Source organism: Promicromonospora sp. NFX87, assembly GCF_048564965.1.
Taxonomy (GTDB): Bacteria; Actinomycetota; Actinomycetes; order Actinomycetales; family Cellulomonadaceae; genus Promicromonospora.
In genome coordinates this window covers 4,438,640-4,464,105 of record NZ_CP183413.1, presented here as the reverse complement: position 1 = coordinate 4,464,105, position 25,466 = coordinate 4,438,640, and the positions used below count along the sequence as shown (strand labels likewise).

Sequence of the window (25,466 nt, the reverse complement as noted above, 5' to 3'; positions counted from 1 at the left end):
TGACGTGACGGGACGACGACGGATCGGCGTCGGGCTCATCTCGGCGGGCTGGATGGGCGCCGTCCACTCGCACGCCTACCGGGCGCTGGGGGAGCGGTACCCGGAGCTCGACGTCGACGTCGTGCCCGTCATCGTGGCCGACACCTCGGCGCCGAACGCCGAGGCGGCGCGACGCCGCTTCGGCTACCGGTCGACGACAGCGGACTACCGTGACGTGCTCGCCCATCCGGAGGTCGACGTCGTGTCGATCTGCAGCCCCAACTACCTGCACCGCGAGCATGCGCTCGCGGCCGCGGCGGCCGGCAAGCCGTTCTGGGTGGAGAAGCCGATGGGCACCTCCGTCGGGCAGTCCCAGGACATCGCCGACGCCGCCCGGGACGCGGGACTGGTCACCGCCGTCGGCTTCAACTACCGGCACGCACCGGCGGTGGAGCACCTGCGGTCGCTGGTCCGTTCGGGTCGGCTCGGGCGGGTCAGGAACGTGCGCGTGGTGCTCGACGCGGACTACTCGTCGTCGCCGTCCGGGCCGCGGACCTGGCGGTTCGTGCGCGAGACGGCGGGGTCGGGGGTGCTCGGGGATCTGCTCAGCCACGGGTTCGACCTGGCGCAGTACGTGGTGGCTCCGGTGCTGGAGGTCACGGCGCTGACCGAGACGTTCATCGCCGAGCGCCCGGCGCCTGTCGGTGGCGGCGTCGGGCATCAGGCCCATGGTGATCTCGACGGGGAGCTGCTGCCCGTGGAGAACGAGGACTACGCGGCGGTGCTCGCGCGGCTCGACGGCGGTGCGGTGGCCACGTTCGAGTCGTCCCGGGTGGCCGTGGGGCCGCGGTGCGGGTACGGGATCGAGGTGTTCGGGAGTCTGGGCACTGCCCGATGGGACTTCGAGCGGATGAACGAGCTGGAGGTCTGCCTCGGGCCGGGCGACGCCGGGTACGGGTTCACGCGGGTGCTGACCGACGGGGCGCACGGGGAGTTCGGCCGGTTCAACCCTGGCGGGGGTATGGGGCTGAGCTTCGAGGACCTCAAGGTCATCGAGGGGGCGGAGTTCATCGCCTCGGTGCTGACTGGGGAGCAGCTGGCGCCGTCTGTGGTTGATGGGCTCCAGGCGGCTCGGGTGGCGGCGGCTGCGGAGGCGTCTGCTGTTGACGGTCGGTGGCACGCTGTGGCCCCTCGGGGCGAGGGGTCTGGCTGACTGCCGTTCAGCAGGCTCAGGAGAGCCGTAACCTCGACGGTTACGGCACGCTCTGGCCTGTTGAACCACAGTCAGATGTGGCCCGCTCGGAGGGGCGTTGGGGGCCCGTATCAACTGGCGTCACTGTCGTACCTACCGGATATGATGGGGCGTCGCTCGCGAGGACCGAGGGTCACCCTTGGTTTCCGTGTCGGTATGACGGGCTGTGGCGCAGCTTGGTAGCGCATCTGCTTTGGGAGCAGAGGGTCGCTGGTTCGAATCCAGTCAGCCCGACCCCCGCCCACCAGCACTGATACACCTTGGTGCTGGTGGGCGTCGTCGTTTCCGAAGGCCGAGGGAGCCTATCCGGAGCCTGTGCAGCGCCCGAAGCACGTTGTGTGCATCTGCGCGAAGGCGGGCCGCGCGCTGGGCGGCACGATGCTTACGAAGGACCGTTCCGACGTAGCCGGAGAACGCCAGCGTGCGCCGCGACTTCGGAGTTGTCGGTGCTGTGCGGCGTCATGGCGCCACGGGGAAGTGGCTCGTGACGGCGATCCGGTTCCAGCCGTTGAACTCGATGGCGAGCCAGGTCACCGCAGCGATCTGCTCCGGGGTGAGCACCCCCTCGACGTCCGTCTGCGGACCCGGGGACGTGTGCTGGTGCTCGATCCGGGTGACCTGCTCGGCAAGCGTCAGTGCGGCTCGTTCCTCCTCGGTGAAGTACTGCGACTCCCACCAGGCAGGCAGCACCGCGAGGCGGTCCGCCGTCTCGCCTGCCGCGATAGCGGCCCGGGTGTGATCACGCAGGCAGAACGCACAACCGTTGAGCTGCGACACACGGATCTTGACCAGCTCGCAGAGGATGGTCGAGAGGCCGGCGGACCGTGCCGCAGCCGTTGTCTCCTTGCTGAATGCCACGTAGGCCTCGTACGGGCCTGGATGCTGCTTGATGATGTTGACGTTCGGGAACACGTGCACTTCCGTTCTCGGGGGACCAGAGCCGAACGGGCTCGGCTGCGTGACTTCGTCGATGCTGACGACGCCCACGAACCTAGACACGGCGGAGGCCCGGCACGGGATGTCTTTCAACAACGTAAGAATTACGCGGTGGCTGGGCAGTACGGAGCGGCCGACCTCGTGGTTCGCGTGCTTGCGGTTGGATTCCCGCCCTAGGGCTGCCCGACTCGCTCCCCGTCGACGTAGAGCTCCAGGTCGGCGCTCTTCTCCGGCCAGAAGCAGACCAGCCCTGCCAGCCGGATCGACTCGGGCAGCGGCATCTCGTACCCCCAGACCACGTCGGTCAGCTCCAGATCACCCACGTTGACGGTCCAGTACGACGCCGATCCCTTGTACGGGCAGTGGCTGACGGCGTCGGTGGGAGTGAGCAGGTCCATCCGCACGTCGACCCGCGGCAGGTAGTACCGGGGCACGAGCCCGGTCTCGGTCAGGACGACCGGGCGATGCGACTCCGCGACGACCACCCCGCCGACCGCCACGCGCACGTGCCGGCTGGACGGCAACGCGTCGATCCGTACATAGGGGCTGCGCGGGTGGGTGTGGAGCACCTCGTCCTCCGCGAGCCAGGTGTCGAAGGCCGACCAGGTGAGGGAGTACGCGCCGCGCATCTCCTCGGCGGGGGCCTCCGGGTAGCGCTGGGCCGCCCGCGGCAGCAGGCGGTCACCCACCACGACGTCGAACAGCTCACTCGGACCGAGCGCCTTGGACCGAGGGCCCTTGCCCACGGGGCGCAGTTCGGCCTTCAGGTCGTCCGGCTGGAAGAAGTACCGGGGGTAGTAGGAGTGTTCCCAGACCAGCAGTGGTGCGGCCGCATCGACGACGAGATGGCCCTCGCTGAAGACACGGGCCCTGGTCTGTCCCTGCTGGACGGTTCCCGGGGTGATCACGAACGGGTTCTGACTGAGGTTGGACATGGAAGACAGGATGCGTGCGCGTCCGCCCGTGGGTGGCGTTTCTTACGTCGCCGTAAGAATCGGCAGGGTCACCGCTATCACTGTCGTGAGCGCCCAGATGGCGGGCGCAGCGCTGAGCACCTGCTCGCGCCGGGCCGCCACCCGAGAGGCTTCGAGATCGCTGCGTGTCACCCACCACGGATCGATGCCGGCCTCGAGGCGGTAGTAGACCCCGCCGAGCGCGGCGCCATAGGCAAGGTGGCCGACGAGGGACGGGAACTCCGCGGCCAGCGTCGCGGCGTCCCAGACGACCGGGGCGCCGGTCAGCGCGGGCAGCAGTGTGAGGTCGCCGAGCACCCACCAGAAGAAGCCGTACGACACGCCCCACCCGATGCCGGACAGGACGTCGAAGCTCTGCAGCCGGAACAGCAGGGCGTAGGACACCCCGATCACCGCCGAGATGACCAGGTGGACGACCAGGCCGGCGGGCACGCCGTCGGCCCCCACCACGTTCGCCACCAAGGGCAGCGCGCCCACGAGGACCATCACCGCCGTGAACAGCAGGCCGCCGACGAGGCCCGAGAGCGTGCCGAACGCGACCGCCCGCGGCCCACGAGCGCCGGGTGGCCTGGAGTCGATCTTGCGGACGTCGTCGAGGAACAGCCCGCGTACCCACAGGCCCAGCCAGGTGGTTCCGACCGCCGTGCCGACCCCGAGCAGGAGGTACCCGGGCAGATGGCCTGCCGCGGCCGCGGCGTCTGGCTGTGACCAGGCGAGGCCGCCGTCGGTCACCAGTGGCCTCAGGGTCAGGTCCACCACCACCCAGGCCGCGAACCCGTACAGGGTGCCGCGGGCCAGCGCGGGCCCGGTCGGTTCCGGCCGGGCCGAGAAGAGGAGCGGGTAGCAGGCGCCGACGGCGATCCCGGTCAGCAACCAGGCCAGGGTGTCCCGTGGGGAGGCGGGGACCCAGAGCAGCACCGTGGCAGCTGCGACGCCGGAGACGGCTCCGCGCAGGACGGCTCCGGCGGGCGGCACCCGCCACGTCGTACGCAGGTCGTGTTGATGCAGGACGAGGACCAGCGCCGTCGTCGTGCCGTAGAAGAGGTGACCGATCAGGCTCGGCAGCAGGGCGCCGGCCTCGGGAGTGCCCCAGTCCACCGGCAGGCCCCGGAACAACGGCAGCAGCGTCTGCGGTCCGAGGAACCACCAGAGCGCTCCGTACGCCTGGCCCCAGAACAGCATCTCCCGCACGCGGAGCCGGAGCCGGACGACGAGCAGGCCGAACGCTGCGCCGATGAGCACGGCGAACACCATGTGCACCCCGAACCCGGCAGCCTCGGAGTCGGTACGCACGATCGACGCGATGGTCGGCAGCATCCCGGTCACCGCCATCGACGCACCGAACACCAGGCCGCCCGCGGCGCCCGCGACACCTCCCACCACCGCACCGCGCAGGTGCGAGACCGCTTCGGTGGCCGTCGGTTCCGTAGCTGTCCGGACGTCGGCGCTCATCGTTCGCTCTCCGCTGGGGTCTCGTCGGGTACCGGGGTACGCGCGGTCGTCGTGACGACGATGTCGCGGGGGAAGGCCAGGTCGAGCAGCCAGTCGAGCAGCACGCGGACCCGCTTCTCGATGCCGGGAAGCTTGGCCAGGTAGACACCCCGCCACAGCAGCCAGGCGGCCAGCCCGGAGAAGCGCAGACCGCGCACCTCGCCCGCCGCCGTCCGGTGGCCGAGTGCCACCAGCACTCCGAGGGTGCGGAACCGGAAGGCTCCGGGTTCCCGGCCTGCGACGGTCGCGACGATGTTCGCTGCCACGACGCTTCCCTCCCGGATGGCGTGCTGAGCCGTCGGTGGGCAGTAGTCGCCGTCGCGGCCCGGGTCGGGGATCCGTGCGCAGTCACCGATCGCCCACAGCCCGTCGACGCCGGCCACCCGGAGCTGCGGGTCGGTGTGCAACGGTCCTCCGCCGCTGCCGGCCAGCCCGGCGGCGAGCGGCTCGGGCCGGTTGCCTGCCGTCCACACGAACGTCGTGGTCGGGATCCGCTCGCCGTCGGCCAGCAGCACGCTGTCGGCGTCGGCCTGCGCCACCCGCATCCCGGAGCGAAACTCGATCCCTCTGGCCTCCAACCGTTCCTTCGCGTACGCGCCGAGCTCGGATCTCAGCTCCGGGAGGATTCGTTCGCCCGGGTGCACGATCACGAACCGCGGCTCCAGCTCCCCGATCGCCGGGTAGAACCGGAGCACTCCGTAGACCAGGTCGTACAGCTCGGCGATGGTCTCGGTGCCGGCGAATCCAGCGCCCGCGACGACGAACGTGAGGATCTGCCGCCGCTCGTCCGGATCGCTCTCCTGCTCGGCACGTTCCAGCAGGCCGATCACGTGGTCCCGCAGGCGGGTCGCGTCGGAGAGGTTCTTGAGCGTCCACGCGTGCCGGTCGACCCCCGGCAGGCCGAACGTGTGCGGCACGGAGCCGACGGCCAGCACGAGGTGGTCATAGGGGATCGTCTCCGCATGACCTGCCACGCGGACGGTGCGGGCGACCGGGTCCACGTGCTCCACCCGCCCGTGCCGGAACCGGGTGTGCGGCACCGACGCCCGGACCGGCGCGCTGATGTGCCTCGACTCCAGCGCCCCGGAGGCGACCTCGGCGAGCATCGGGGTGAACAGCAGATAGTTGGAGTCGCTCACCAGCGTGACGTCCACCGGTGCACCGCGCAGGGCGAGCCGCTCGAACGTCCGCGCCGCGCTGACACCGCCGAACCCGCCGCCCACGATCACGATCCGAGCCAGCGGCCTCGACGGGGCGTCACCCCCCGCTCCGGTCCGTCGTGACCGGAGCGAGAGCGAGCCTGACAGGAAGGCGCCGGTCAGGCCGCCGTGCAGCAGGTCTCCGACGAGCTGCGGGTAGCTCGCCGCCGCGGACGCTGACGACCAGGTCGGCGACTCCCCGGCCGCGATCGGGACGAGCGTGAGCGACCAGACCAGCCATCCGACGCACCCCAGGAGCACCCCGCCGCAGACGACCGCGACCACCGGCAGGCGGGAGCGAGCGGTCCCGACGGCCAGGCCGAGTGCCGCACCGAGGGCCGCGCTGCGGACCCCGTAGCCGAACCACTCGGCCAGGCCTTCGGCGAACATGGCCTGGAGCGCCAGCACGGCACCGACAACCACGCCGGCGGCGAGGCCGGAGACGATACCGAGCGCCGCCCGCTCCCGGGTCGCGTTCTTGAACACCGGTGGCTCCTGTTCGGTCGGGTGTGGTGCGCCCGACGTTAGGTCGCAGCGGGGATGACCAGAGCGTTTATTACAGGTTCGAAAGAATCTCCTGCTCGCCCGTGCCGTCTGCGGCTACCCGCACCGGACGCTGCGCCGGCGGGGCACGCACCTACAGTGGGTGCGTGCCACGTACCTATCGTTCTGCTGTGCGAGAGCGGGCCGCCGCATCGACTCGGGCCGCCATCCTGGACGCCGCGGAAGCCCTCTTCGCCGAGCACGGCTACCCGCGGGTGACGATCGGGCGGATCGCACAGGAGGCCGGGGTGGCGCAGGGCACCGTCTACGCATCCTTCGGGAACAAGCTCGCCCTGATCCGGGCGCTCACCGAACGCGCGGCGGAGGACGACAGCATCGGTGCCGCGCTCTCGGTTGTCGCCGAGGCGTCGGACGCTCGCGAGATCGTCAGCCTGGTCGTACGCGGCACCGGGGACGTCGTCCGGCGCCACTGGCGGCTGATGGCCGTGGTGGTCGACAACGCCACGGCGGACACCGAGATCGGCGAGATCTCCGCCGGGACGGAGCGGTTGCTGCGCGAGCGGTTCCGTATGGTCTCGGCCCGGCTGGCCACCGTGGGCGCGTTGCGCCCTGGCTTGACCACGGCTCGAGCGGTCGACGTCCTGGTCTACTACGTGAGCCCGGAGTCCTGGTTGCGGCTGCGTGGTCTCGGCTGGAGCTGGCAGGCGTGCCAGGACTGGCTACGGCGCGAGCTGCTGTTCGCGTTGTGCGGCCTGACCGGCGAGCCGGGCGACAGTGGTGCGTGACCTAATTCATTGAAGTAGTACGCTACCCAATATGCGGATCCTCTTGCCTCTCGTCGTCGTGCCGCAGACCTCCGAGACCGAGAGGAACCGGTGAATGGCAACCCCCTGTGCGGCGGCTACGGCTGACCACGAGTCGCTTGACCGGCTTCTCGCCGGCGGACCGAGGCACGTTCTGCTGGACAGCACGCGGACGGGCGGACAGCTCGCGATGTCTCGCCTGGCCGCGCCGGCCGGAACAGCCTCATCCGTGCACCCGCACGCGGGCGAGGACGAGATCTTCGTCATGATGCGCGGCAGCGGCATCTTCTGGGCCGGCGACCAGCGCTTCGAGCTGGGCGAGGGCGGCGTCGCGTTCCTGCCCTGCGGAGTTCCGCACGGTTACCGCATCACGTCCGATGCGGACCTGCTGGCACTGAGCACGCCAGGCTCGCCGGGCCTCGCGCCGTACGCCGCGGGAGCCGATCAGCACGAGACGCTCGAATGGCTTGACGGCGGCCTGGTCCGGATCCTGCTCAGCGAAGAGCGCACAGGTGGCCGACTCTCGCTCTTCCGCTCCACAGCACCTGCCGGCTCAGCCTCCCCGGTCTACGTGCACGGCAAGGAGGACGAGATCGTCGTGATGCTGAGCGGCAGCGGCATCTACTGGGTCGGCGAGCACCGCTACGAGCTGTCGGCCGGCGGGATGGTGTTCGTCCCGCGCGGTGTCACCACGGCACATCGCATCACCACCGACGCGGAGAAGCTCACCGTCACCACGCCGGGCGGGTTGGAGGCGTTCCTCCGTAAGGTCTGCCGCGACGTGTCCCAGCCCCGGCCCGCCGGCTGGCGGATCTCGTTCGACGCGATGGTGCGGGCCGCCGAGGCGACCGGCCAGACCATCCTCGTGGCGCCGTTACAGGCGGACGACGCGAGCTCGGCGCCCCTTGTCGCCGCCTGATCACCGACGAGTCGACAGGCGCGACCTCTCACCGACGAGCTGAAGACGATCCTGAAGAAGTCCAGCCCCCTCAGGTGACGGGGAGCGCGACGTTGAGCCGGAACCCCTGCGGGGCGTGCTCGGCGTGGACGTCGCCGCCGTGGGCCTGGACGATGCCGCGCACGATCGCGAGCCCGAGTCCGGCACCGGGCGATCCGGCGGGTTGCGGCTCGGGGGTGCGGGCCGTGCTGGCCCGCCAGCCGACCTCGAACATTCGCGCGAGGTCCTCGGCGTCGACGCCGCCTCCCTGGTCCAGCACCGACAGCACGAGCCGGTCGTCGTGCTGGTCGGCGGAGATGAGGATCTCTGTGCTCTCGGGGGCGTGGCGGATGCCGTTGGTGAGCAGGTTCACCACTACCCGGGTGAGCTTGTGGGGGTCCGCCCGAAGCATGCGGCCCTCGATGCCGGCGTGGACGATGCGGAGGTCCTTCGCGGTCGCGAGCTCGTGGACGTCGGCGACGGCGTCGGACACGATGTCCAGGAGCTCGATGTCCTCCAGCCTGAGCCGGAGGTCTCCGCTGTGGATCTGGGAGAGCTCGAACAGGTCGTCGACCAGGCGGTTCATCGTTACCACCTGCATGCGGATGCGGCGGACGTAGTCGGCGGGGTCGTCCACGACGCCGTCGTCGAGCGCCTCGGCGAGGGCGCTGATGCCCGTGAGCGGGGTGCGCAGGTCGTGCGAGATCCAGGCGAAGAACTGCCTGCGGGAGGCGTCCAGTCGCTCGATCTCGGTACGTGCGGTCGCGAGGCGTGCCGAGGTGTCCGCGAGCTGTGCGGAGAGATCCAGGAACTCCTTGCCACCGTGCGTCTGGGCGTCCACGACGTCGCCGTGGCCGACGCGCTCGACAGTCCTTCGCAGGCCGGCGAACGCCAGGCTCGTCGTCCGCGCGGTAAGGAGGGTGGCGGCGAGGCTCAGTACCGCGGACGTGCCGACCACCCAGAGGAGCACCAGCAGGTCGTGCGGGGAGAGGTACATCAGGGCGGCGATCGCGACGGTGGAGCAGACGATGGACGCGATGGCGGCGGCGACCACCACCGTGAACTGGAACGCGATGGACCGTGGCGGGCGCAGCCGCAGGACCAGGAGCGCCGCGACGGTGATCGCCGCGGTGCAGCCGAGCGCGGTGGAGAAGATGAGGAGCAGGTCCCCTGGCGTGAGCATCATGCGGCGTCCTCGACGGTGAACCGGTAGCCCTGGCCCCATTCGGTGAGCAGGTAGCGGGGGAACCGGGGTTCCGGCTCGATCTTCTCCCGCAGCCGGCGCACGTGGACGGTGACGGTGGAGGTCTGGCCGAAGGTCCAGCCCCAGACCTCGCGCAGGATGTCGTCGCGGGTCAGGGTGCGGTCCGGGTTGCGCAGCAGGAAGACGAAGAGCTCGTACTCGCGCGTGGTGAGTGTCATCTCGATGTTGTTCAGCCAGATGCGCCGGCTGGCGGGATCGACCCGGAACGGGCCGAGCGTGAAGGGCGTGTGCGTGGCGCGCGCGCTGAGGCCGCGGCGCAGCACCGCATCGATCCGCAGCCGGAGCTCGCGCAGGACGAACGGCTTGGCGACGTAGTCGTCGGCGCCGTGCTCCAGGCCGTCGATCCGTTCCTCGACCGTGCCCAGCGCGGTGAGCATGATGATCGACGTGTGCGGGGCCGTGGCGCGTACCTGGCGGCACAGGTCGTCGCCGCTGACGCCGGGCAGCATCCGGTCCAGGATCAGCACGTCGGGCCGGGCGGTGCGCAGCAGCTCGCGGGCCGCCCGGCCGTCGCCGAGCCCGGTGACCCGGTAGCCCCGGCCGCGCAGGTAGTCGGTCACGACGGCCAGGACGGTGGCGTCGTCCTCCACGACCATGATGTCGACGTCGGGCTTCATGCCGTCAGCGTAAGCACGACGGCCTCCTGGGCCGGGAGTTCTTACGTTGTTGAAAGACTTCCCGTGCCTGGCCTTTGCCGTGTCTAAGTTCTGGGACGTCGGCGGCACGTCGGATGCCTCTCGCGTGCCGCCGACCTCCACTTCGACATCCACGACGGACGCGACAGAAGGAAACAATCCGATGCGCAAGACAGTGTTCCGCAGGTCAGTTTTCGCAGGCACCACGATCCTGGCCCTCTCCCTCGCTCTCGCGGCCTGCGGCAGCGAGGAGACGCCGGGTGGCTCGACGGCGGAGGAGACCGCCGCGTCGCAGACCGAGGAGTCGCCGACGGACGACGAGACGACCGACGACGAGATGACGGCAGAGGCTCGCTCCGGCGCCTTCGAAGGCCTCAACGACAAGTCCGTGGAGGGTTCCGTCGAGGTCAGCGCCACCGAGATCGTCCTGTCCGAGTTCTCCTCCGACGAGGGCCCCGATCTGCACGTGTACCTCACGAACGGGTCCGAGGCGGCCGATGTGGCAGCGGGCGTGCTGATCGACGTGGTCGCCTTCGACGAGGCCTCCCAGACCTTCACGCTCGACGGGGTGGACGTCGCGGGCTACGACACCGTCGTGATCAACTGCGACAAGGCCAAGGCCGTCTTCGGCGCCGCTCCCCTCGCATGAGCTCGGCTCACCTACCCACGAACCGGACGGCCCTCGCCACCGCCCTCACGGGGCCTGTGCTGACCGGGGTGGCGAGGGTCGTCCTCGGGGCCCTGTGGATCAACGAAGGGCTGATCAAGTACCGCGCCGGGTTCGGCGCGGCGGACATCCAGCTCGTCGTCGACAGCGCCTCGGCCAACAGCAGGGTCCCAGCCTTCTTCCAGGCGTTCGCCGGGAGCGTGCTCGGCGGTGCCCCTGAGCTCTTCGGCGTGGTGATGCCACTGCTCGAGGTCGGCCTCGGCGTCGCTCTGGTGCTCGGGGTGCTGACCCTGCCCGCCACGCTCATGAGCGCGCTGACCCTGATGACGTACTGGCTGGCCGACCAGCTCACCGCGTCGTACCCGATCATGACCGCCCTGGCCGTCGTGGTCGCCACGTGGGCCCTGACCGCATCGCGGTTCTCGGTGACCGCCGTGGTCGAGAACGCCGTCCGTGAACGTCGTCCGACCTCCTTCTGGCTGAGAGAGCCGGTCCGGCGCTGGCTGTAGACCCCGGCCGCGCGAACCACATCGAGATCGAGAGTGAGAGAAACATGCGAGTCCTGTTCAGTGCCGTGCCCGCGTACGGCCACATCCTTCCCCTGGCCCCCCTGATGGAGGCCGCCCTCGCCGACGGGGACGCCGTCGGCCTGCTGACGAGCGAGATCGTCCGTCCGCTGGCCGAGCAGGAGCTGCCACCAGGGGTGGAGCTCCTCGCCGCAGGCGTCGCGCCGGAGGTCTTCATCGTGGAGGCCGCGAAGCGGGGCGGCGGAGACCCATACCATCCGACGCCCGAGATGATCGCCGAGACCTTCGGCGGCACCCGTCTGGACCTCGACAAGGAGGACGCGCTGGACGCCGCCCGGCGATGGGATCCCGACTTCGTCGTCGCCGAAGCGTTCGACACCGTCGGGCCGTTCGCCGCGGCGCACCTGAACGTGCCGTGGCACCAGGCGGGGCTCGGCCCCGGAATCGATGCCGAGATACGTCGGCTGTTCGACCGGTCCGTCGCCCCGCACTACCAGCGAGCGGGCGTGGAGCCTGAGCCACCGTCCAGCTATGTCGACCCGTGCCCCCCGACGTTCCAGACGCCCGGCTGGGTCAGCCCGGCGCCGATCGTCAACATCCGGCCCAGGGCGCACCGACGGATCACGAGCGCGGACCTGAAGCCGTATCGGTTCTCCGACAAGAGCAGGCCGACGGTGCTGCTGACCCTGGGGACGGTCTTCTCCGACGGATCGACGCTCGCAGAGCTCGCACAGGCGGTCGCCGCGGCGGACGTCAACGTGGTCGTCACGCTCGGGCCGGGCGAGCAGCAGCCGCCGGAGGCGCCTGGCGTCGGCGAGGTGCGCTGGGTGTCGTTCGTGCCGCTCGACCAGCTGCTGGGCGACGTGGACCTGGTGGTCGCGGCTGGAGGATCTGGGACGGTCCTGGGGGCCATGAGCCGTGGCATCCCCATGGTGCTGTGCCCGCAGGGCGCCGACCAGCCCGTCAACGCCGCTCGCGCCGAAGCCGCCGGGGTCGCGGTGGTCGTGGGCCACCCGGCGGAGGTCACGGATGCGATCACGCAGGCCCTGAAGGACGCCGACCTGCGAACGCGTTCCGCCGAGCTCGCGAAGGAGATCGCGGACCTGCCGTCACCCGTGCAGGCGTTCGCCGTGCTCGCCGGCCGCTGACGAACGAGATCACGAACCCGTGCACCACGTCGGCGAGATGAGGAGACCTGGATGAGCCGAATGTTGCAGGGCGCTGTGACCGCCCTGAGGCCGAGCAGGCCAGAGCCGGGGCTGACGGTCCTCGACCCCGTCGTGACGAGACTGCGGGTGCTGCCGCAGGACCTGGACTACATGATGGTGGTCAACAACGGCACGTACCTGCAGCTCATGGACGTAGCCAGCCACCGCCACCTGGGCAGGAACGGCGCACTGCGGCTGGCCGCCAAGCGCTCATGGTTCGGGTACGTGGTTGCCTCCACGATGCGCTACCGCCGGCCCTTGCGGCTCTGGGACTGGTTCGAGGACACCTCACGCGTGCCCGGCTGGGACGACCGTGTCTTCTACATGGAGCACGTCATCACCCGGGACGGGGAGCTGTGTACCCGCGGTGTGATCTGCTACAGGCTCGTGCACCGGAGCAGCCGGGAACCCGTCAGCCCGCACGACATCGTGCCGTTGCTGGCGGAGCAGCAGGGGTATGTCGACGCCATACCGGAGAGCCCCGAGCTGCCGGCAGACGTCGTGGCGTGGGCCCGGTCCTGGCCCGCTGCTCACCGGTGAGCCCGCTGCTCACCGGTGAGCCTGCCGCTCACTGGTGAGCAGCACCGGCCTGTGCCGCCTCGCGGATCGCCCACGCGGCGTTGATCAGGCCGATGTGGCTGAACGCCTGGGGGAAGTTGCCGATCAGCTCGCCGTCGGCGACCTCCTCGGCGAGCAGCCCGAGGTCGTTGGCGTACCGGCTCGCCCGATCGAAGGTGGCCCTGGCCTGCTCCAGCCGTCCGGCCTGGGCCTGCGCCTGGGCCAGCCAGAAGGTGCAGAGCAGGAAGCTGCCCTCCTCCCCGGCCAGCCCGTCCACCCCGGTCGAGGTCCGATAGCGGTAGACCAGCCCCTGGTCGTCGGTGAGCCGGTCGGCGACGGCGTCGATGGTGGCCAGCACCCGAGGATCGTCTCCCGGCAGGAGCCCGACGATCGGGATCATCAGGGACGACGCATCGAGATCGTGGGAGCCGAACGACTGGGTGAACGCGCCTGCCTCGGAGCTCCAGCCCTGCTCCAGGATCGCTGCCCTGATCGTCTCGGCGACCGCGCGCCAGTGCTCGGCCCGGTCGTCCGCGCGCAGCTGCGTGGCCAGCGCGGCCGCCCGGTCCAGCGCGACCCAGCACATCAGCTTGGAGAAGAGGAACTGGCGGGGCTCGCCCCGGACCTCCCAGATGCCGTTGTCGGGCTGCTCCCACAGGACGGCAGCGGTGTCGGCCAGGCCGATCAGGAAACCGCGCGTCGCCTCCGACGGGGTGCCGAGCTGGTCGCGCAGCCGGTACGCGGAGCCCAGCAGCTCGCCGTACACGTCGAGCTGCGGCTGGGTCCAGGCGGCGTTGCCGACTCGGACCGGTCGGCTGTCCCGCCAGCCGGACAGGTGCGGGAGGGTCCGCTCGGTGAGGTCGTGCTCGCCGCCGATGCCGTACATGATCTGCAGTGATCCGCCGCTGCTGTGCGCGGCGGCCGCGGCCATGAACCCGAAGAACTCGTCCGCCTCGTGCGGGCAGGCCGCCACCCACAGGGCGTCCATCGTGAAGCTCGCGTCGCGGACCCAGGCGTAGCGGTAGTCCCAGTTGCGCTCGCCGCCGACCTCCTCGGGGAGCGAGGTGGTCGGCGCGGCCACGATCGCTCCGGACGGCTGGTAACTCAGCCCCTGCAGCACCCGGCCGGACTGCAGGACCTGGTCGCGCCACGGCCCGTCGTAGGTCTGGTGCACGGCGGACCAGCTCTGCCAGGCCCCGACGGTGGCCCGCAGGGACGCCTCGATCTGCTCGGGCGTCCACGGCCGCAGCGGCGGGTCGGAGAGGTACGCGTGCTGCAGGGCGAACCCGACGGTCTGGCCGGCGGCGACGCGGACGGTCGTCCGGGCCTCGCCACGGTCGAGGTCCCACTCGGCGGTGGAGGACAGCAGCAGGCGGCTCGCTCCGCCGGCACAGCCGACCGCACCCTCGCCCTGGACCAGCAGCGGGACGATCAGCCCGTACTCCGGGCGGGGGCGCACCACCACCTCGACCTCGGCCTCGCCGCTGAGCCCTCGTAGCCGGCGGATCAGCGTGTGCGGTGCGTGCTCGCCGAGCCGGTGCGGGTCCTCCGCGGTGACGTCGACGGAGTCCGTCCGGGGGTCGGTGACGGCCAGCGCGTCGGTCAGCTCGACCGATCCGGTCGTGGTGGTGAGGACGGTCCGCAGGACCAAGGTGTCGGACACATAGCCGCGGCTGGCCTCGGCGGCGTCGCCGTCGGCCGGCCGGATCGTCCAGGTGCCGGCCGCGTCGTCGAGCAGACGGCCGAAGACCGAAGGGCTGTCGAAGCGCGGGAAGCCGAGCCAGTCGACCGAGCCGTCCCTGCCGACCAGGGCGGCGGAGTGCCGGTCGGACAGCAGGCCGTAGTCCGCGATCGGCTGCCGGCTCACGGCAGGTCGAACGGCAGCTTCTGCCCGTCGAGGACGTGCTGGCAGTCGCACTCGTCGTCCGGCAGGGCGGCCACCGTGGCCTCCAGGACTCCGGAGAGCTTCGACACGTTGCGGGCGAACAGCTCGAACACCGCTTCCTGCGTGACGTGCTCACCGCCCTCGACGCCCGCGTCCGCGTCGGTGACGAGCGCGAGCGTGGTGCAGCACAGGGCCAGCTCGCGGGCCAGTGCGGTCTCGGGCATCGCCGTCATGTTCACCAGGGTCCCGCCGTCCTGGGCATTGCGCCGCGACTCCGCACGCGACGAGAAGCGCGGGCCCTGGATCACCACCATCGTGCCGCCGTCGACCGCGGGCAGGGGGCCGGCCTGAGCCGCTGCCACCGCTGCCCTCCGGCCGCGCGGGCAGTACGGGTCGGCGAACGGGAGGTGCACCACCGGTCCCTCGGCGTCGTAGTACGTGTGCTCGCGCCCCCACGTACGGTCGATCACCTGGTCCGGTACGACGACGGTTCCCGCGCTCAGCTCCGGCACGAGCCCGCCCACCGCGCACGAGGTCACGAGCTGCCGGACCCCCAGCGCGCGCAGCGCCCAGAGGTTCGCGCGGTAGGGGACCCGGTGGGGCGCGAAGCGGTGGTCGGCCCCGTGCCGCGGGAGGAACACGACCTCGCGCCCACCGAGCAGACCGCGGGCAGGGGCCTCGGACGGCGGACCGTAAGGAGTGTCGACGGCTACCGGCTCCGGGTCCGTGAGCAGTCGGTACATGCCGGATCCGCCGATGACTCCGATGGGTGCGTTCATGCTCCCCAGGCTATGGCGGACGGCGTTCCCGGGCAGCGCTGTGGTCCGGACGTCAGCGGATCGTCAGGTACGGGCGCTCGCGTCGGACGGGTAGGAACGGTTTGACTCGAGACCTAGCGAAAGGTGGCCAGGATGCGCGTGCTGGTGACAGGTGGGGCCGGTTTCATCGGCCGGGAGGTGGTCGCGGCGCTGACCCGGCGTGGTGACGACGTGGTGGTGCTCGACTCGTTGCGCGAGGACGTGCACGGCCCGGGCGCCGTCGCCGACGAGCGCACGATCGTGGGAGACGTGCGTGACGCCGTCGCGGTGAAGCGGGCGCTGTCCGGGTGCGACGCCGTGGTCCATCTGGCCGCGAAGGTCGGTCTCGGCGTCTCGCTGGCCGACATCGACGACTACGTGTCCTCCAACGACCTCGGGACCGCCGTCCTGCTGCGCGCCGCCGAGGTCCCGCACATCGTGTATGCCAGCTCGATGGTGGTGTACGGCGAGGGCAGGTACGACTGCCCGGAGCACGGCCAGGTCGCGCCGCCGCCGCGCCGGGCGGAGGACCTGGACGCGGGCTGGTTCGAGCCGCGGTGCCCGGTCTGTGCCGCTGCCCTGCGACCAGGCCTGGTCGCGGAGGACGCGCGGCTCGACCCGCGCAACGTCTATGCCGCGACGAAGGCGCACGGCGAGGCGCTGCTCGCCGCGTGGGCCCGGCAGACCGGCGGCAGCGCTACCGCGCTGCGCTTCCACAACGTCTACGGGCCGGGAATGCCGCGAGACACCCCCTACGCGGGGGTCGCCGCTATCTTCCGCTCCGCGGTGGAGCGAGGGGAGGCGCCGACGGTTCTGGAGGACGGGCAGCAGCGCCGTGACTTCGTCCACGTGACCGACGTCGCGCAGGCAGTAGCCGCTGCCGTCGCCGTACCGCAGACGACGGGAAGCGTGACCCCCTTGAACGTCGGGTCCGGCATCGTGACCACCGTCGGCGAGATGGCTCAGGTCACCTCCAAGCTCCTCGGGGGACGGGACCCCGTGGTGACCGGCGGCTACCGGCTCGGCGATGTACGTCATGTCACCGCGTCGAGCGAGGCGGCGGCCGCGGCTCTCAACTGGCGCGCCGAGGTGGGCCTGGCCGAGGGCCTGGCCACCCTGACCTGAGGCAGCTCGACGTGTCAGACGCACAGGTCACCCGGGTGACCTGTGCGTCTGACATGTCCCGGGCGTCAGTCGGCGACGGGCAGGCTGACCTCGACGTCGCAGCCCGCCGTCGTGCTGTGTACGGCCACCCGCCCGCCGTGCTCCTCGACCACCCGGTCGACGAAGGCGAGGCCCAGCCCCGAGCTGCCGGCCTTGTCGCCCTGGTAGCCCGCGCGGAACATGTGCGGCACCTGGTCCGCGGGGATGCCGCCGCACGTGTCGCGCACGGTGAGACGGGCGAAGCCCTCCAGGCTCTTCACCCCGACGAGCACCCGTCCGCCGGGGCCGCTGGACCGGACCGCGTTCGACACCAGGTTGTCCAGGACCCGGCCCAGGTCGTCCCGGTCGCCCTGCACCCGCACGTCACCCTCGATGTGCTCGGCGAGGTCGACGCCGTGCTCCGCGGCCGCGGGGCGGGCGTGGGCGAGGACGCCACGCAGCACTGCTGCCATGTCCACGGGACCGAGCTCGGCGCGGCGCGGCGGCTCGTCCGACCGGGACAGCTCGCCCAGGTCCCCGATCATCCGGGACATCCGGTCCACCGCCGCCGCTATGCCGTCCAGCGCCGTCGTCGGTTCCGGGAAGACACCGCTGCGCAGACCATCGGTGGCCGCACGGATACCGGACAGCGGGGAGACCAGGTCGTGGCTCACGAACCCGATGACCTCGCGGCGGGCCTCCTGGGCCGCCCGCTCGGCCGCGCGGGACGCCGCGAGCCGGTCTCGCGTCGTCTCCAGCTCGGCCATCACCGCGGCCAGCTCCGCGGTCGCCGGGGCGGGGGTGCGAGGGACGGGAGCCGTCGCCCCGCCGTCGGCCCTCTCGTCCGCTACCGGGACCTGTCCCAGCCGACGCGCGCCGTCGACGACGAGCCGGACCTCCCGCGCGACCAGCCGACCGAGCGCCAGCGCGAGCAGCACCTCGAGCACGGACGCCGTGCCCAGGACGAGCCGGACCACGAAGGCGTCGTGCGGGGAGATGAACATCGCCGACACGTTGACGGCCAGCGCCGCCACCACCGCTGCCACCGGGGTCAGCGCGGCGACCAGCAGAGCGAGCATGATCGACACCCGTCGGGCCAGCCGGAGCGCGACGAAGCCCACGACGCCCACCACCAGCGAGCACGCGATGGTGACGAGCACCATGAACTGGACGTCGGTCACGACGCATCCTGGGACTTCGGCGCGAGCGTCGTACCGACGGCCTCCGCGGTGGCGTCCGGCACCAGCACGTACCCGGACCCGCGGACGTTGACGATCAGCTGCGGATCAGCGGGATCCACCTCGAGCTTCTTGCGCAGCCGCCGGATGTGGACCATGACCGTGGAGTCGTCGCCGAACGTCCAGCCCCAGACCCGGCGCAGGAGCTCCCGGCGGCCGAACGGGTGCCCGGGACGCTGGGCGAGAAAGCTCAGCAGTGCGAACTCGCGGGGCGTGAGCTCCTCGACCCGGCCCCGGTACGCGGCGGTACGCGCCACCTCGTCGAGCACCAGACCGCCCACCTCGACCCGGACCGGAGCGTGGTTCACGTCGAACGGCCCGCGGCGCAGCAGCGCCTCCACCCGGAGCACCAGCTCGCGAGCGTCGAACGGCTTGGTCACGTAGTCGTCCGCGCCGTGCTCCAGACCGACCACCCGGTCGTCCACGCCCGACAGGCCCGACAGCATGAGCACCGGCGTGGCGTCGCCGTCGCGCCGACGACGGGTCAGCAGCTCCAGGCCGGACCCGCCCGGCAGCAGCACGTCGAGCACCACGGCGTCCGGCTGCCACGTGCGCCAGATGCGCTCGCTCTCGACCGCGTCGCCGGCGGACCGCAGATCGTGGCCGGCCGCTGTCAGGTGGGCGGCCACGCTCGAGGCGACCAGCGCGTCGTCGTCCACCACGAGAACCTTGGTCATGGAGAAACCATAGCCACGGCCGGCCGCCGCGGCGCCCGCCCAGCCGGCGAGGCGGCGCCGTCGCAGCGCCGGGGGACCAGAGCGTCAGGTACCTGTCAGGTCGGTCGGCGTACCTCGGCGCCAGGTCCGCGCATAGCGTCGAGACCATGTTGCCAACTGTGGACGTGGTACTGCCCTGTCTCGACGAGGCGGAGGGCCTCGCCTGGCTGCTTCCCCGGCTCCCGGACCAGATGCGAGCCGTCGTCGTGGACAACGGGTCCTCCGACGGGTCCGTCGAGATCGCGCGTGACCACGGCGCCCTCGTCGTCCGGGCCGAGCAGCGCGGGTACGGCGCCGCCTGCGCGGCCGGGCTCGAGGCGGCGACCGCCCGCGTCGTCGCGTTCTGCGACGCCGACGCCAGCCTCGACCCCAAGGACCTGCCCCGGGTCACCGATCCCGTGGTCAACGGGCAGGCCGACCTCGTGCTGGGGCGCCGGCGCCCGGAGCCGGGCGCATGGCCGTGGCACCTCCGCCTGGCGAACGCGGAGCTGGCTCGCCGGGTGCGTCGCAGGACCGGGGTGAGCGTCCGGGACATCGGGCCGATGCGCGCCGCGCTGCGGGAGCCGCTCCTGGCCCTCGATCTGCAGGACCGACGCAGCGGCTACCCCCTGGAGACGCTGGTCGCGGCGGCCGAGGCAGGCTGGCTCGTCGCCGAGGTCGACGTCCCCTATCGCAGGCGGCGCGGCCGGTCGAAGGTGACCGGTACGCCGCTCGGCGCGTGGCAGGCGGTCCAGGACATGTCGAAGGTCCTGGCGTCATGACCGGCAGGACCCCGCCCCGGACCGTCGTGGTGCTGGCGAAGGAGCCCCTGCCCGGGAAGGTCAAGACCCGCCTGATCGGTGAGCTCACCGCGGCCGAGGCGGCCGCGCTGGCCCAGGCGGCGCTTGCGGACACCCTGGAGGCGGTCGACGACCTGCCCGGGGTGCGCCAGGTGCTCGCGCTGGACGGTCGGACCGGACCCTGGGTGCCCGCGGGCTTTGCGGTGATCCCGCAGGCCACCGGCGGCCTGGACCGCCGGATCGCCGCGGCCTTCGATCACGTGCTCGGCCCGGACGGGCATCCGGGCCCCGCACTGCTGGTCGGGATGGACACCCCGCAGCTCGGCCCGCTCCTGCCGGCGGTGGACTTCGAGGGGTACGACGCGGTGCTGGGGCTCGCGGACGACGGCGGGTACTGGGCCGTGGGGCTGCGACGGCCGGACCCCGCGTTGTTCCACGGTGTGCCGATGTCCGAGGCGGTGACCGGTCAGGCGCAGCTCGAGCGGCTGCGCGGAGCGGGGCTCCGGGTCCGGCTCCTGCCACCGCTGCGCGACGTGGACACCGTGTCCGACGCGGCTGCCGTGGCCCGCGCGGCACCCGGCACGCGGTTCGCCCGGGCCTGGTCGGAGGTAGCGCACCGGGTGACGGCTGCGGTCGGCACCGGAGCGGCCGCGGACCTCGCCGGAGACGCCGTCGGAGGTCAGGCGTGACTGCGGCTGCGTCCGGTCCGGTGAGTCCGCTGGTCCTGTTCGAGGCGGCACTCGGGGGTTCCGTGGTGACCGCGATGCACCTGTCCGACCCCGTGCCGGTGGACGTCGCGGCCTGGACCGCGGAACAGGACGCCGTCGACGAGGCGATCGTCGCGCTGTGCGAGGGGCCGGTGCTGGACGTGGGGTGCGGTCCGGGCCGGTTCGCCGCGGCGCTCGCGGCACGCGGCGTGCCCGCCCTCGGGATCGACGTCTCGCGCGCGGCGGTGCTCCGAGCGCGGGCTCGTGGTGCGGTGGCGCTGCGGCGCGCCGTGGAGGGGCCGCTGCCGGGGGAGGGGCGCTGGGGCACCGTGCTGCTGGCGGACGGCAACATCGGCATCGGCGGGAACGTGCGCAAGCTGTTGCAGCGGTGCCGTGACCTGGCCAGGCCGGGTGGGCTGCTGCTCGTCGAGGCCGATCCCGACCCCGACACGGACGTGTCGGGGCCGTTGGTCCTGCGTGCCGCGGACGGCCGGAGCTCGCGCCCGATGCCGTGGGCGCGTGCGGGGAGCCGGACGCTGCGGACGATCGGTGCCGAGCTCGGGCTGGTCGTCTCGCAGGAGTGGGAGCTGGCCGGCCGCGTCATGATCTCGCTGCGGACGCCACAGACCGCCGCGCAGAGCTGAGGGCACGTCCGGTCGGCCGTGGTGGCCGTCCGGACGTGCCCTGTTCTTCAGCGATTCAGCGGCTCGCGCTCCAGAGAGCCACGAGCCACACCAGCAGGAGCGTGCCGAGCACCATGACGGCGCCGCGCAGGACGACACCCGTCCAGACGTTGCTCAGGCCGCTCGCGACGACCTGCCCCTGGGGCCGTCTGCGTGCGAGCGCAGGCAGGCGGACGAGCACGAGCCAGCCGAGCACGATCACCAGCGGCGCGAGGACGGCGTCGTGCAGCGCCACGGATCCGGCCAGCCAGACGCCCCACGGCAGCCACCACTGGGGCGGGATCGAGGTGAGGGCCAACCACGCCCACCAGCCCATGCCGGCCAGGCCGGCGACGACGAGCACCCGGCGGGACCACGTCGCGGCGCTCATGCCGCGCTCCCGGCGACGCTGCCGACGACGAGGCGGGAGACCCACTTGGTCTGCAGCACTCCCGGCCGGTTCGGCGCGATGATGCGCGCGGGGAAGCCGTGGTCCAGGTCGAGATCCTCGCCGGCCAGGGTGAGGGCCAGGAGGGTGTCGTCATGGGCGACGTAGGAGCCGGGCAGGTCGGAGGTCGAGTAGAAGGTCCCGGCCTCTTGCAGGCTCACCACATGGACGGGGTCGTCACGTCGCCCGCCGGACAGGATCGCGAGGTCCCGGATCCGGACGCCGGTCCAGCGTGCCGAGGCGCTCCAGCCCTCGACGCAGGCGATCGGCAGCACCGCCTCGTGCTGGTCCATCGCCAGCAGGTCGGCCCGGCTCAGGTGCGTGGTGCCGCCAGGCCCGACCAGCTCCAGCGCCCAGTCCGGGTCGGTCGCCAGCTCCTCGACCCGCGCGCCCTTCGCCGTCTTGTTGACGGCCAGGCCCTGCGGGCCGTCGAGCGGGTCGCGGGGTGCGAGCAGGGCGATGGCGCGCAGCGGGGTCACGGTCTGTCCCACCGTCAGCGCCGTGAGGAAGAGAGCGGCCACGGCCACCGACCCGAGGAAGCCGCGCCGGGTCGTGCCGTCCCCGCTCGTGCCGTCCCTGCTCGTGCCGTCCGTCGCGTCCCCGTCCGTCTCACCGCCGGTCAGCAGGTTGCCGCCCGGCCCCTCCGGGCCGGGAGCGCCGGAGTCGAGGTCGCGCGCGCCGGCCGCGAGGGAGCGGATCACCACCGGGAGCTTGATCCCCACGTGCACCAGGGCGGCGCCGAACGCGAGCCAGGCCGTGGCGTAGTGGACCGACGTGAAGCTGAACCCGAAGACGTACAGCTTGAAGACGTTGAGGATCCCCGTCACGACCTGGAAGACCATCGAAGCGACCAGGATGCCCACCGAGCCGCGCTCCAGCGCGTGCTTCCAGCCGGTGACCGGCGGCCGGACGAAGAACTGCGGGTAGACCGTGTACAGCTTGGCCAGGACGAGCGGCAGGCTGGCGAAGCCGACCGCCACGTGCAGGCCCTGGTTGACCCGGTAGGCCCAGGCCGGTTCGGGCCCGAAGGGCAGCCATGGCACGGGGTGCTGGTGCAGGTGCGAGATGAGGCCGGTGACGAAGAGGATCAGGATCGCCGCACCGAGGAACATGCCCAGACGGGCCACCACACGCTCGTCGTGCACCGGCGAACGAAAGTCGCTCGGTTCGGGTATTCGCAGCCACGCCGGGCGGATCGCGGACAGCTGAGGTCTCACCATGGTGACTCCAGGATCGTGTTGAGCAGGATGGCCAGGCCTCCCTGGGCCCAGAGCCAGGACGCGGGTAGGGCACTCCGCCCGGCGTCGTCTTCGGCCGGGAAATCTGCCGCGTGGTGGCGCGAGGTTCGGAGCGCGACCACCGCCGGGACCACCCAGTAGGCGACGGGGAGCCAGATGCGCTCCACCTCGCCGCGTTCGAAGCCGAGCAGCGCGCCGGACAGGGCGGCGGCCAGCGCGAGGCCTACCACCACCCGGACGACGGGGTCGGTCCGGCGTAGCCCGGCGAGGCCGCCCACCGCCGCGGGGCCGACGATCGCGCCGAGGGCGGCGAGGTCCACGAGGAGGAAGTAGAGGTAGGGCCGCATGTTGCCGACCGGGGCCCAGACCTCGTGAGTGGCGGCCACGCCGTCCCACACCCAGAAGCCGGCCAGGCCGACCGCGACGACCACGCCGACCGCTACGACACCCGCCACGGCCGTGGCTGCGGCCCGGCGGGACAGGATCAGCGGTGCGAGAGCGATCAGGCCCATATGGAGCAGGCCGTACGACAGGATCGGGCAGGCGCCGAGGAGAAGACCGGCGGCCACCGCGTACGTCCAGCGCGCGGTCGCGCGACGTCCGGGGTCGGAGGCGAGCGCCAGCAGCGCCACGCCCCAGGCGAGCACCCCGGCGAAGAACGCGTCGGCGGAGGTCGCCACCCACAGGGCAGCGGGGGCCAGGACGAGCGCGGGGACGACGACGCGGGCGGTGCGCTCGGCGGTGGCGCCCTGCGACGGTCCGGCCGCGCGCACCATGCCGAGCGTCCGTAGCGTGATCAGCACCGCGGGCACGGCCGACGCACCGGCCAGGATGAAGAGGGCAGCTGCCCAACCCGCTCCGCCCAGCCCCGCCCGGTCCAGCAGAACCAGCAGCAGCACGAGGCCCGGGGGATGACCCCTGACATGGATGGGATAGTCGGGCAGGTCCTCGGCGAAGCCCGCGAGAAACGCACCGGGGTCCGCTGCGGCGATCGGTACGGCCGGGAGGTACTCGTGTTCCCCGCTGACCGGCGCCGCGAGGTCGTTCCACGACGTGAGCGCCGCCAGCGCCACTGCCCATGCCGTGGTGGCGACCCAGGAGATCAGCAGCAGCACCCGCCAGGGCAGCCGGGCCGCAAGGCCCGGGCCGAACCGGACGACGGCGACCAGGAGCGCGAGCGCCGCGAGGAGACCCGGCCCCGTGCGCACCACCCAGTGGCCCACGAAGGGCTCGGCCCCGGTGAGCAGCGGCACGTCGCCCCCGTACCGCAGCACGACGCCGCCGAGCCAGAGCAAGGGGATCGACACCGCCCAGACGGACACTGCCGCCCCGGGTCCGTGTCTCTGCCACCAGGTCTCGCCTGCACCTGGCGACGGGTCGAGGGCGGGGCGTCGCCCGGCCCATCCGGTCGGTACGGGCCTCTGTCCCGTTGTTTCGGCCACGAGTCCATCGTCGCGGGCGACCGGCCCCGACGGGGTGCCGGCCGACCTGACGAACGTCTGACGGTGGATCTGGCTGCTGGGCATCGCCAGGGCGTCTCCGGTCTCGTCGGCAGGGAGTCCGTGGAAGACGGGCAAGGGGTATGCCTACCGCCGGACCCCAGAGGGTAGGCACGGCGGAACCCTGGGCAGGCCGCGTCGACCACGGTGAGGGCGCACACGAAGAATGAGCCGACTGCCGGGTTGCGCGGTGGCAAGTCCTTGCGGTGCCGCGAACTTGACCGACGTCACATCCGGCCACCGGGAACGCGGGACCAACACGGCACCACGAGGTGTTGTCCCTTACGACGCCGCAGCCAGCGGCGCGAATACAGGAGGCATCGTGTCCCACGACTATCGAAAGACTCCTGAGGCGCTCAACCGCCTCACCCCCGGCCAGTACCACGTCACCCAGGAAGACGGGACCGAGCCGGCGTTCCGCAACAAGTACTGGGACAACCACGAGGCCGGCATCTACGTCGACGTCGTCTCGGGCCAGCCGCTGTTCTCATCGATCGACAAGTACGACAGCGGCACCGGATGGCCGAGCTTCACCAAGCCCATCGCGGCGGACGAGGTCCGCACCAGGACCGACCGGTCATCGTGGATGGTCCGCACGGAGGTGCGATCCGCAGGTGCCGACAGCCACCTCGGCCACCTCTTCGACGACGGTCCCGCGGAGTCCGGCGGGCAGCGGTACTGCATGAACTCCGCCGCCCTGCGTTTCGTCCCCGTCGCCGACCTGGAGGCCGAGGGCTACGGCGAGTACCGCTCGCTGTTCGACACGACCGCCGATTCGAAGGGACTCGCATCATGACCAGCGGAATCCACGACACCGGTGAGGTCACCCGTATGCCTGGAACCGAGACGGCCGTCCTGGCCGGCGGGTGTTTCTGGGGCATGGAGGACCTGGTCCGACGCCAGCCTGGCGTGCTGCGTACCCGCGTCGGGTACACGGGTGGCAGGAACGAGCACGCCACGTACCGGAACCACCCAGGACATGCCGAGGCTCTGGAGGTCGTCTTCGACCCCGAGAAGACGACCTACCGCGACATCCTGGCGTTCTTCTTCCAGATCCACGACCCGTCGACCCTCAACCGGCAGGGCAACGACATCGGCGCGAGCTACCGGTCGGCGATCTTCCCGGTCACTCCCGAGCAGCAGGATGTCGCACGCGAGACCATCGCCGACGTGGACGCCTCGGGGCTGTGGCCCGGTAAGGCCGTGACCAGCATCGAGCCTGCCGGACCGTTCTGGGAGGCGGAGCCCGAGCACCAGGACTACCTCGAGACGTACCCGAACGGCTACACGTGCCACTTCCCACGCACGGGCTGGGTGCTGCCGCGACGTGAGACAGCAAGCCCCGCCTAGTCCAGACCTCGGAGGACGCGCCCATCGCTGACCCTTGGGCGCGTCCTCTGCATGCGCTGCCGAACGTCGC

Annotated in this window: 26 protein-coding genes and 1 tRNA gene; 14 read left to right on the top strand and 13 right to left on the bottom strand. The window is 71.7% G+C overall.

What is annotated here, in order from left to right; translation table 11 throughout:
* The first annotated feature begins 4 nt into the window (after positions 1-4).
* Together ACNYC2_RS20030 and ACNYC2_RS20025 are read left to right on the top strand one after the other, a co-directional pair.
* Positions 5-1,192 carry a Gfo/Idh/MocA family protein gene (locus tag ACNYC2_RS20030; RefSeq protein ID WP_419703479.1) on the top strand — a complete coding sequence of 396 codons (1,188 nt, stop codon included), beginning with the start codon at positions 5-7 and terminating at the stop codon, positions 1,190-1,192.
* 199 nt (positions 1,193-1,391) lie between these two features.
* Positions 1,392-1,465, top strand: a tRNA-Pro gene (locus ACNYC2_RS20025).
* Positions 1,466-1,690: 225 nt separating this feature from the next.
* On the opposite strand, the gene ACNYC2_RS20020 is transcribed toward ACNYC2_RS20025, so the two are convergent.
* The 4 genes from ACNYC2_RS20020 to ACNYC2_RS20005 all read right to left on the bottom strand — a co-directional run bounded on the left by ACNYC2_RS20020 (position 1,691) and on the right by ACNYC2_RS20005 (position 6,317).
* Entirely contained in the window at positions 1,691-2,143 is a 453-nt protein-coding gene (locus tag ACNYC2_RS20020) for a carboxymuconolactone decarboxylase family protein (protein WP_419703478.1), read from the bottom strand.
* 197 nt (positions 2,144-2,340) lie between these two features.
* Positions 2,341-3,102, bottom strand: a complete 762-nt coding sequence (locus ACNYC2_RS20015; protein ID WP_419703477.1) for a DUF427 domain-containing protein — start codon at positions 3,100-3,102, stop codon at positions 2,341-2,343.
* Positions 3,103-3,144: 42 nt separating this feature from the next.
* Entirely contained in the window at positions 3,145-4,593 is a 1,449-nt protein-coding gene (locus ACNYC2_RS20010; protein WP_419703476.1) for a hypothetical protein, read from the bottom strand.
* Positions 4,590-6,317, bottom strand: a complete 1,728-nt coding sequence (locus ACNYC2_RS20005; RefSeq protein WP_419703475.1) for an NAD(P)/FAD-dependent oxidoreductase — start codon at positions 6,315-6,317, stop codon at positions 4,590-4,592. The genes ACNYC2_RS20010 and ACNYC2_RS20005 overlap by 4 nt, the downstream gene beginning before the upstream one ends.
* 164 nt (positions 6,318-6,481) lie before the next feature.
* On the opposite strand from ACNYC2_RS20005, the gene ACNYC2_RS20000 reads away from it, so the two are divergent.
* Entirely contained in the window at positions 6,482-7,120 is a 639-nt protein-coding gene (locus ACNYC2_RS20000) for a TetR/AcrR family transcriptional regulator (RefSeq protein ID WP_419703474.1), read from the top strand.
* 94 nt (positions 7,121-7,214) lie between these two features.
* Positions 7,215-8,057 (top strand): cupin domain-containing protein, encoded by an 843-nt coding sequence (locus tag ACNYC2_RS19995; protein ID WP_419703473.1) that lies wholly within the window; start codon positions 7,215-7,217, stop codon positions 8,055-8,057.
* A gap of 70 nt (positions 8,058-8,127) precedes the next feature.
* Here ACNYC2_RS19995 and ACNYC2_RS19990 read toward each other — a convergent pair whose 3' ends face one another.
* Together ACNYC2_RS19990 and ACNYC2_RS19985 are read right to left on the bottom strand one after the other, a co-directional pair.
* Entirely contained in the window at positions 8,128-9,261 is a 1,134-nt protein-coding gene (locus ACNYC2_RS19990; RefSeq protein WP_419703472.1) for a sensor histidine kinase, read from the bottom strand.
* Entirely contained in the window at positions 9,258-9,956 is a 699-nt protein-coding gene (locus ACNYC2_RS19985) for a response regulator transcription factor (protein ID WP_419703471.1), read from the bottom strand. The genes ACNYC2_RS19990 and ACNYC2_RS19985 overlap by 4 nt, the downstream gene beginning before the upstream one ends.
* 181 nt (positions 9,957-10,137) lie before the next feature.
* Between ACNYC2_RS19985 and ACNYC2_RS19980 the strand changes: the two genes are divergently transcribed.
* From ACNYC2_RS19980 to ACNYC2_RS19965, 4 genes are read left to right on the top strand one after another with little or no spacing between them, the layout of a single operon-like run.
* Positions 10,138-10,623, top strand: coding sequence for a DM13 domain-containing protein (locus ACNYC2_RS19980; RefSeq protein WP_419703470.1), 486 nt, complete (start codon positions 10,138-10,140; stop codon positions 10,621-10,623).
* Entirely contained in the window at positions 10,620-11,150 is a 531-nt protein-coding gene (locus ACNYC2_RS19975) for a hypothetical protein (RefSeq protein WP_419703469.1), read from the top strand. Before ACNYC2_RS19980 ends, ACNYC2_RS19975 begins: the two co-directional genes overlap by 4 nt.
* A 44-nt stretch (positions 11,151-11,194) precedes the next feature.
* Positions 11,195-12,316 (top strand): nucleotide disphospho-sugar-binding domain-containing protein, encoded by a 1,122-nt coding sequence (locus ACNYC2_RS19970; RefSeq protein WP_419703468.1) that lies wholly within the window; start codon positions 11,195-11,197, stop codon positions 12,314-12,316.
* A 51-nt stretch (positions 12,317-12,367) separates the two neighbouring features.
* Entirely contained in the window at positions 12,368-12,916 is a 549-nt protein-coding gene (locus ACNYC2_RS19965; RefSeq protein WP_419703467.1) for an acyl-CoA thioesterase, read from the top strand.
* 28 nt (positions 12,917-12,944) lie between these two features.
* On the opposite strand, the gene ACNYC2_RS19960 is transcribed toward ACNYC2_RS19965, so the two are convergent.
* Together ACNYC2_RS19960 and ACNYC2_RS19955 are read right to left on the bottom strand one after the other, a co-directional pair.
* Positions 12,945-14,801 carry a glycoside hydrolase family 15 protein gene (locus ACNYC2_RS19960; protein WP_419703466.1) on the bottom strand — a complete coding sequence of 619 codons (1,857 nt, stop codon included), beginning with the start codon at positions 14,799-14,801 and terminating at the stop codon, positions 12,945-12,947.
* Positions 14,798-15,598 (bottom strand): S-methyl-5'-thioadenosine phosphorylase, encoded by an 801-nt coding sequence (locus tag ACNYC2_RS19955; protein ID WP_419703465.1) that lies wholly within the window; start codon positions 15,596-15,598, stop codon positions 14,798-14,800. Before ACNYC2_RS19955 ends, ACNYC2_RS19960 begins: the two co-directional genes overlap by 4 nt.
* A gap of 132 nt (positions 15,599-15,730) precedes the next feature.
* Here ACNYC2_RS19955 and ACNYC2_RS19950 point away from each other — a divergent pair, with 132 nt between their 5' ends.
* Positions 15,731-16,741: an NAD-dependent epimerase/dehydratase family protein gene (locus tag ACNYC2_RS19950; protein ID WP_419703464.1), complete on the top strand. Its 1,011-nt coding sequence runs from the start codon at positions 15,731-15,733 to the stop codon at positions 16,739-16,741.
* Positions 16,742-16,806: 65 nt separating this feature from the next.
* On the opposite strand, the gene ACNYC2_RS19945 is transcribed toward ACNYC2_RS19950, so the two are convergent.
* Entirely contained in the window at positions 16,807-17,940 is a 1,134-nt protein-coding gene (locus ACNYC2_RS19945; protein ID WP_419703463.1) for a sensor histidine kinase, read from the bottom strand.
* Positions 17,937-18,674 carry a response regulator transcription factor gene (locus ACNYC2_RS19940; RefSeq protein ID WP_419703462.1) on the bottom strand — a complete coding sequence of 246 codons (738 nt, stop codon included), beginning with the start codon at positions 18,672-18,674 and terminating at the stop codon, positions 17,937-17,939. Before ACNYC2_RS19940 ends, ACNYC2_RS19945 begins: the two co-directional genes overlap by 4 nt.
* Before the next feature lie 146 nt (positions 18,675-18,820).
* Between ACNYC2_RS19940 and ACNYC2_RS19935 the strand changes: the two genes are divergently transcribed.
* Genes ACNYC2_RS19935 through ACNYC2_RS19925 form a run of 3 tightly spaced genes read left to right on the top strand, consistent with a single transcriptional unit; the run spans position 18,821 to position 20,843 of the window.
* Entirely contained in the window at positions 18,821-19,474 is a 654-nt protein-coding gene (locus ACNYC2_RS19935) for a glycosyltransferase family 2 protein (protein WP_419703461.1), read from the top strand.
* Positions 19,471-20,181 carry a TIGR04282 family arsenosugar biosynthesis glycosyltransferase gene (locus tag ACNYC2_RS19930; protein ID WP_419703460.1) on the top strand — a complete coding sequence of 237 codons (711 nt, stop codon included), beginning with the start codon at positions 19,471-19,473 and terminating at the stop codon, positions 20,179-20,181. The genes ACNYC2_RS19935 and ACNYC2_RS19930 overlap by 4 nt, the downstream gene beginning before the upstream one ends.
* A complete protein-coding gene (locus ACNYC2_RS19925) occupies positions 20,178-20,843 on the top strand; it encodes a class I SAM-dependent methyltransferase (protein ID WP_419703459.1) in 666 nt (221 codons plus the stop codon). The genes ACNYC2_RS19930 and ACNYC2_RS19925 overlap by 4 nt, the downstream gene beginning before the upstream one ends.
* 55 nt (positions 20,844-20,898) lie before the next feature.
* Here ACNYC2_RS19925 and ACNYC2_RS19920 read toward each other — a convergent pair whose 3' ends face one another.
* From ACNYC2_RS19920 to ACNYC2_RS19910, 3 genes are read right to left on the bottom strand one after another with little or no spacing between them, the layout of a single operon-like run.
* Positions 20,899-21,252, bottom strand: coding sequence for a hypothetical protein (locus ACNYC2_RS19920; RefSeq protein WP_419703458.1), 354 nt, complete (start codon positions 21,250-21,252; stop codon positions 20,899-20,901).
* Positions 21,249-22,529, bottom strand: a complete 1,281-nt coding sequence (locus ACNYC2_RS19915; RefSeq protein ID WP_419703457.1) for a molybdopterin-dependent oxidoreductase — start codon at positions 22,527-22,529, stop codon at positions 21,249-21,251. The genes ACNYC2_RS19920 and ACNYC2_RS19915 overlap by 4 nt, the downstream gene beginning before the upstream one ends.
* Complete coding sequence (locus tag ACNYC2_RS19910; protein ID WP_419703456.1) at positions 22,523-23,854, bottom strand: hypothetical protein; 1,332 nt, start codon at positions 23,852-23,854, stop codon at positions 22,523-22,525. The genes ACNYC2_RS19915 and ACNYC2_RS19910 overlap by 7 nt, the downstream gene beginning before the upstream one ends.
* Before the next feature lie 514 nt (positions 23,855-24,368).
* On the opposite strand from ACNYC2_RS19910, the gene msrB reads away from it, so the two are divergent.
* Both msrB and msrA read left to right on the top strand, forming a co-directional pair.
* Positions 24,369-24,842, top strand: coding sequence for a peptide-methionine (R)-S-oxide reductase MsrB (gene msrB / locus ACNYC2_RS19905; RefSeq protein WP_419703455.1), 474 nt, complete (start codon positions 24,369-24,371; stop codon positions 24,840-24,842).
* Entirely contained in the window at positions 24,839-25,396 is a 558-nt protein-coding gene (gene msrA / locus ACNYC2_RS19900) for a peptide-methionine (S)-S-oxide reductase MsrA (RefSeq protein WP_419703454.1), read from the top strand. The genes msrB and msrA overlap by 4 nt, the downstream gene beginning before the upstream one ends.
* Positions 25,397-25,466: the final 70 nt, after the last annotated feature.

Excerpts from the sequence above, each read along its gene's own strand:
- ACNYC2_RS20015 (WP_419703477.1), bottom strand. The coding sequence starts at position 3,102 with ATGTCCAACCTCAGTCAGAACCCGTTCGTGATCACCCCGGGAACCGTC.
- ACNYC2_RS20010 (WP_419703476.1), bottom strand. The coding sequence starts at position 4,593 with ATGAGCGCCGACGTCCGGACAGCTACGGAACCGACGGCCACCGAAGCG.
- ACNYC2_RS19995 (WP_419703473.1), top strand. The coding sequence starts at position 7,215 with ATGGCAACCCCCTGTGCGGCGGCTACGGCTGACCACGAGTCGCTTGAC.
- ACNYC2_RS19990 (WP_419703472.1), bottom strand. The coding sequence starts at position 9,261 with ATGATGCTCACGCCAGGGGACCTGCTCCTCATCTTCTCCACCGCGCTC.
- ACNYC2_RS19985 (WP_419703471.1), bottom strand. The coding sequence starts at position 9,956 with ATGAAGCCCGACGTCGACATCATGGTCGTGGAGGACGACGCCACCGTC.
- ACNYC2_RS19980 (WP_419703470.1), top strand. The coding sequence starts at position 10,138 with ATGCGCAAGACAGTGTTCCGCAGGTCAGTTTTCGCAGGCACCACGATC.
- ACNYC2_RS19975 (WP_419703469.1), top strand. The coding sequence starts at position 10,620 with ATGAGCTCGGCTCACCTACCCACGAACCGGACGGCCCTCGCCACCGCC.
- ACNYC2_RS19970 (WP_419703468.1), top strand. The coding sequence starts at position 11,195 with ATGCGAGTCCTGTTCAGTGCCGTGCCCGCGTACGGCCACATCCTTCCC.
- ACNYC2_RS19965 (WP_419703467.1), top strand. The coding sequence starts at position 12,368 with ATGAGCCGAATGTTGCAGGGCGCTGTGACCGCCCTGAGGCCGAGCAGG.
- ACNYC2_RS19955 (WP_419703465.1), bottom strand. The coding sequence starts at position 15,598 with ATGAACGCACCCATCGGAGTCATCGGCGGATCCGGCATGTACCGACTG.
- ACNYC2_RS19950 (WP_419703464.1), top strand. The coding sequence starts at position 15,731 with ATGCGCGTGCTGGTGACAGGTGGGGCCGGTTTCATCGGCCGGGAGGTG.
- ACNYC2_RS19940 (WP_419703462.1), bottom strand. The coding sequence starts at position 18,674 with ATGACCAAGGTTCTCGTGGTGGACGACGACGCGCTGGTCGCCTCGAGC.
- ACNYC2_RS19935 (WP_419703461.1), top strand. The coding sequence starts at position 18,821 with ATGTTGCCAACTGTGGACGTGGTACTGCCCTGTCTCGACGAGGCGGAG.
- ACNYC2_RS19930 (WP_419703460.1), top strand. The coding sequence starts at position 19,471 with ATGACCGGCAGGACCCCGCCCCGGACCGTCGTGGTGCTGGCGAAGGAG.
- ACNYC2_RS19920 (WP_419703458.1), bottom strand. The coding sequence starts at position 21,252 with ATGAGCGCCGCGACGTGGTCCCGCCGGGTGCTCGTCGTCGCCGGCCTG.
- ACNYC2_RS19915 (WP_419703457.1), bottom strand. The coding sequence starts at position 22,529 with ATGGTGAGACCTCAGCTGTCCGCGATCCGCCCGGCGTGGCTGCGAATA.
- msrA (WP_419703454.1), top strand. The coding sequence starts at position 24,839 with ATGACCAGCGGAATCCACGACACCGGTGAGGTCACCCGTATGCCTGGA.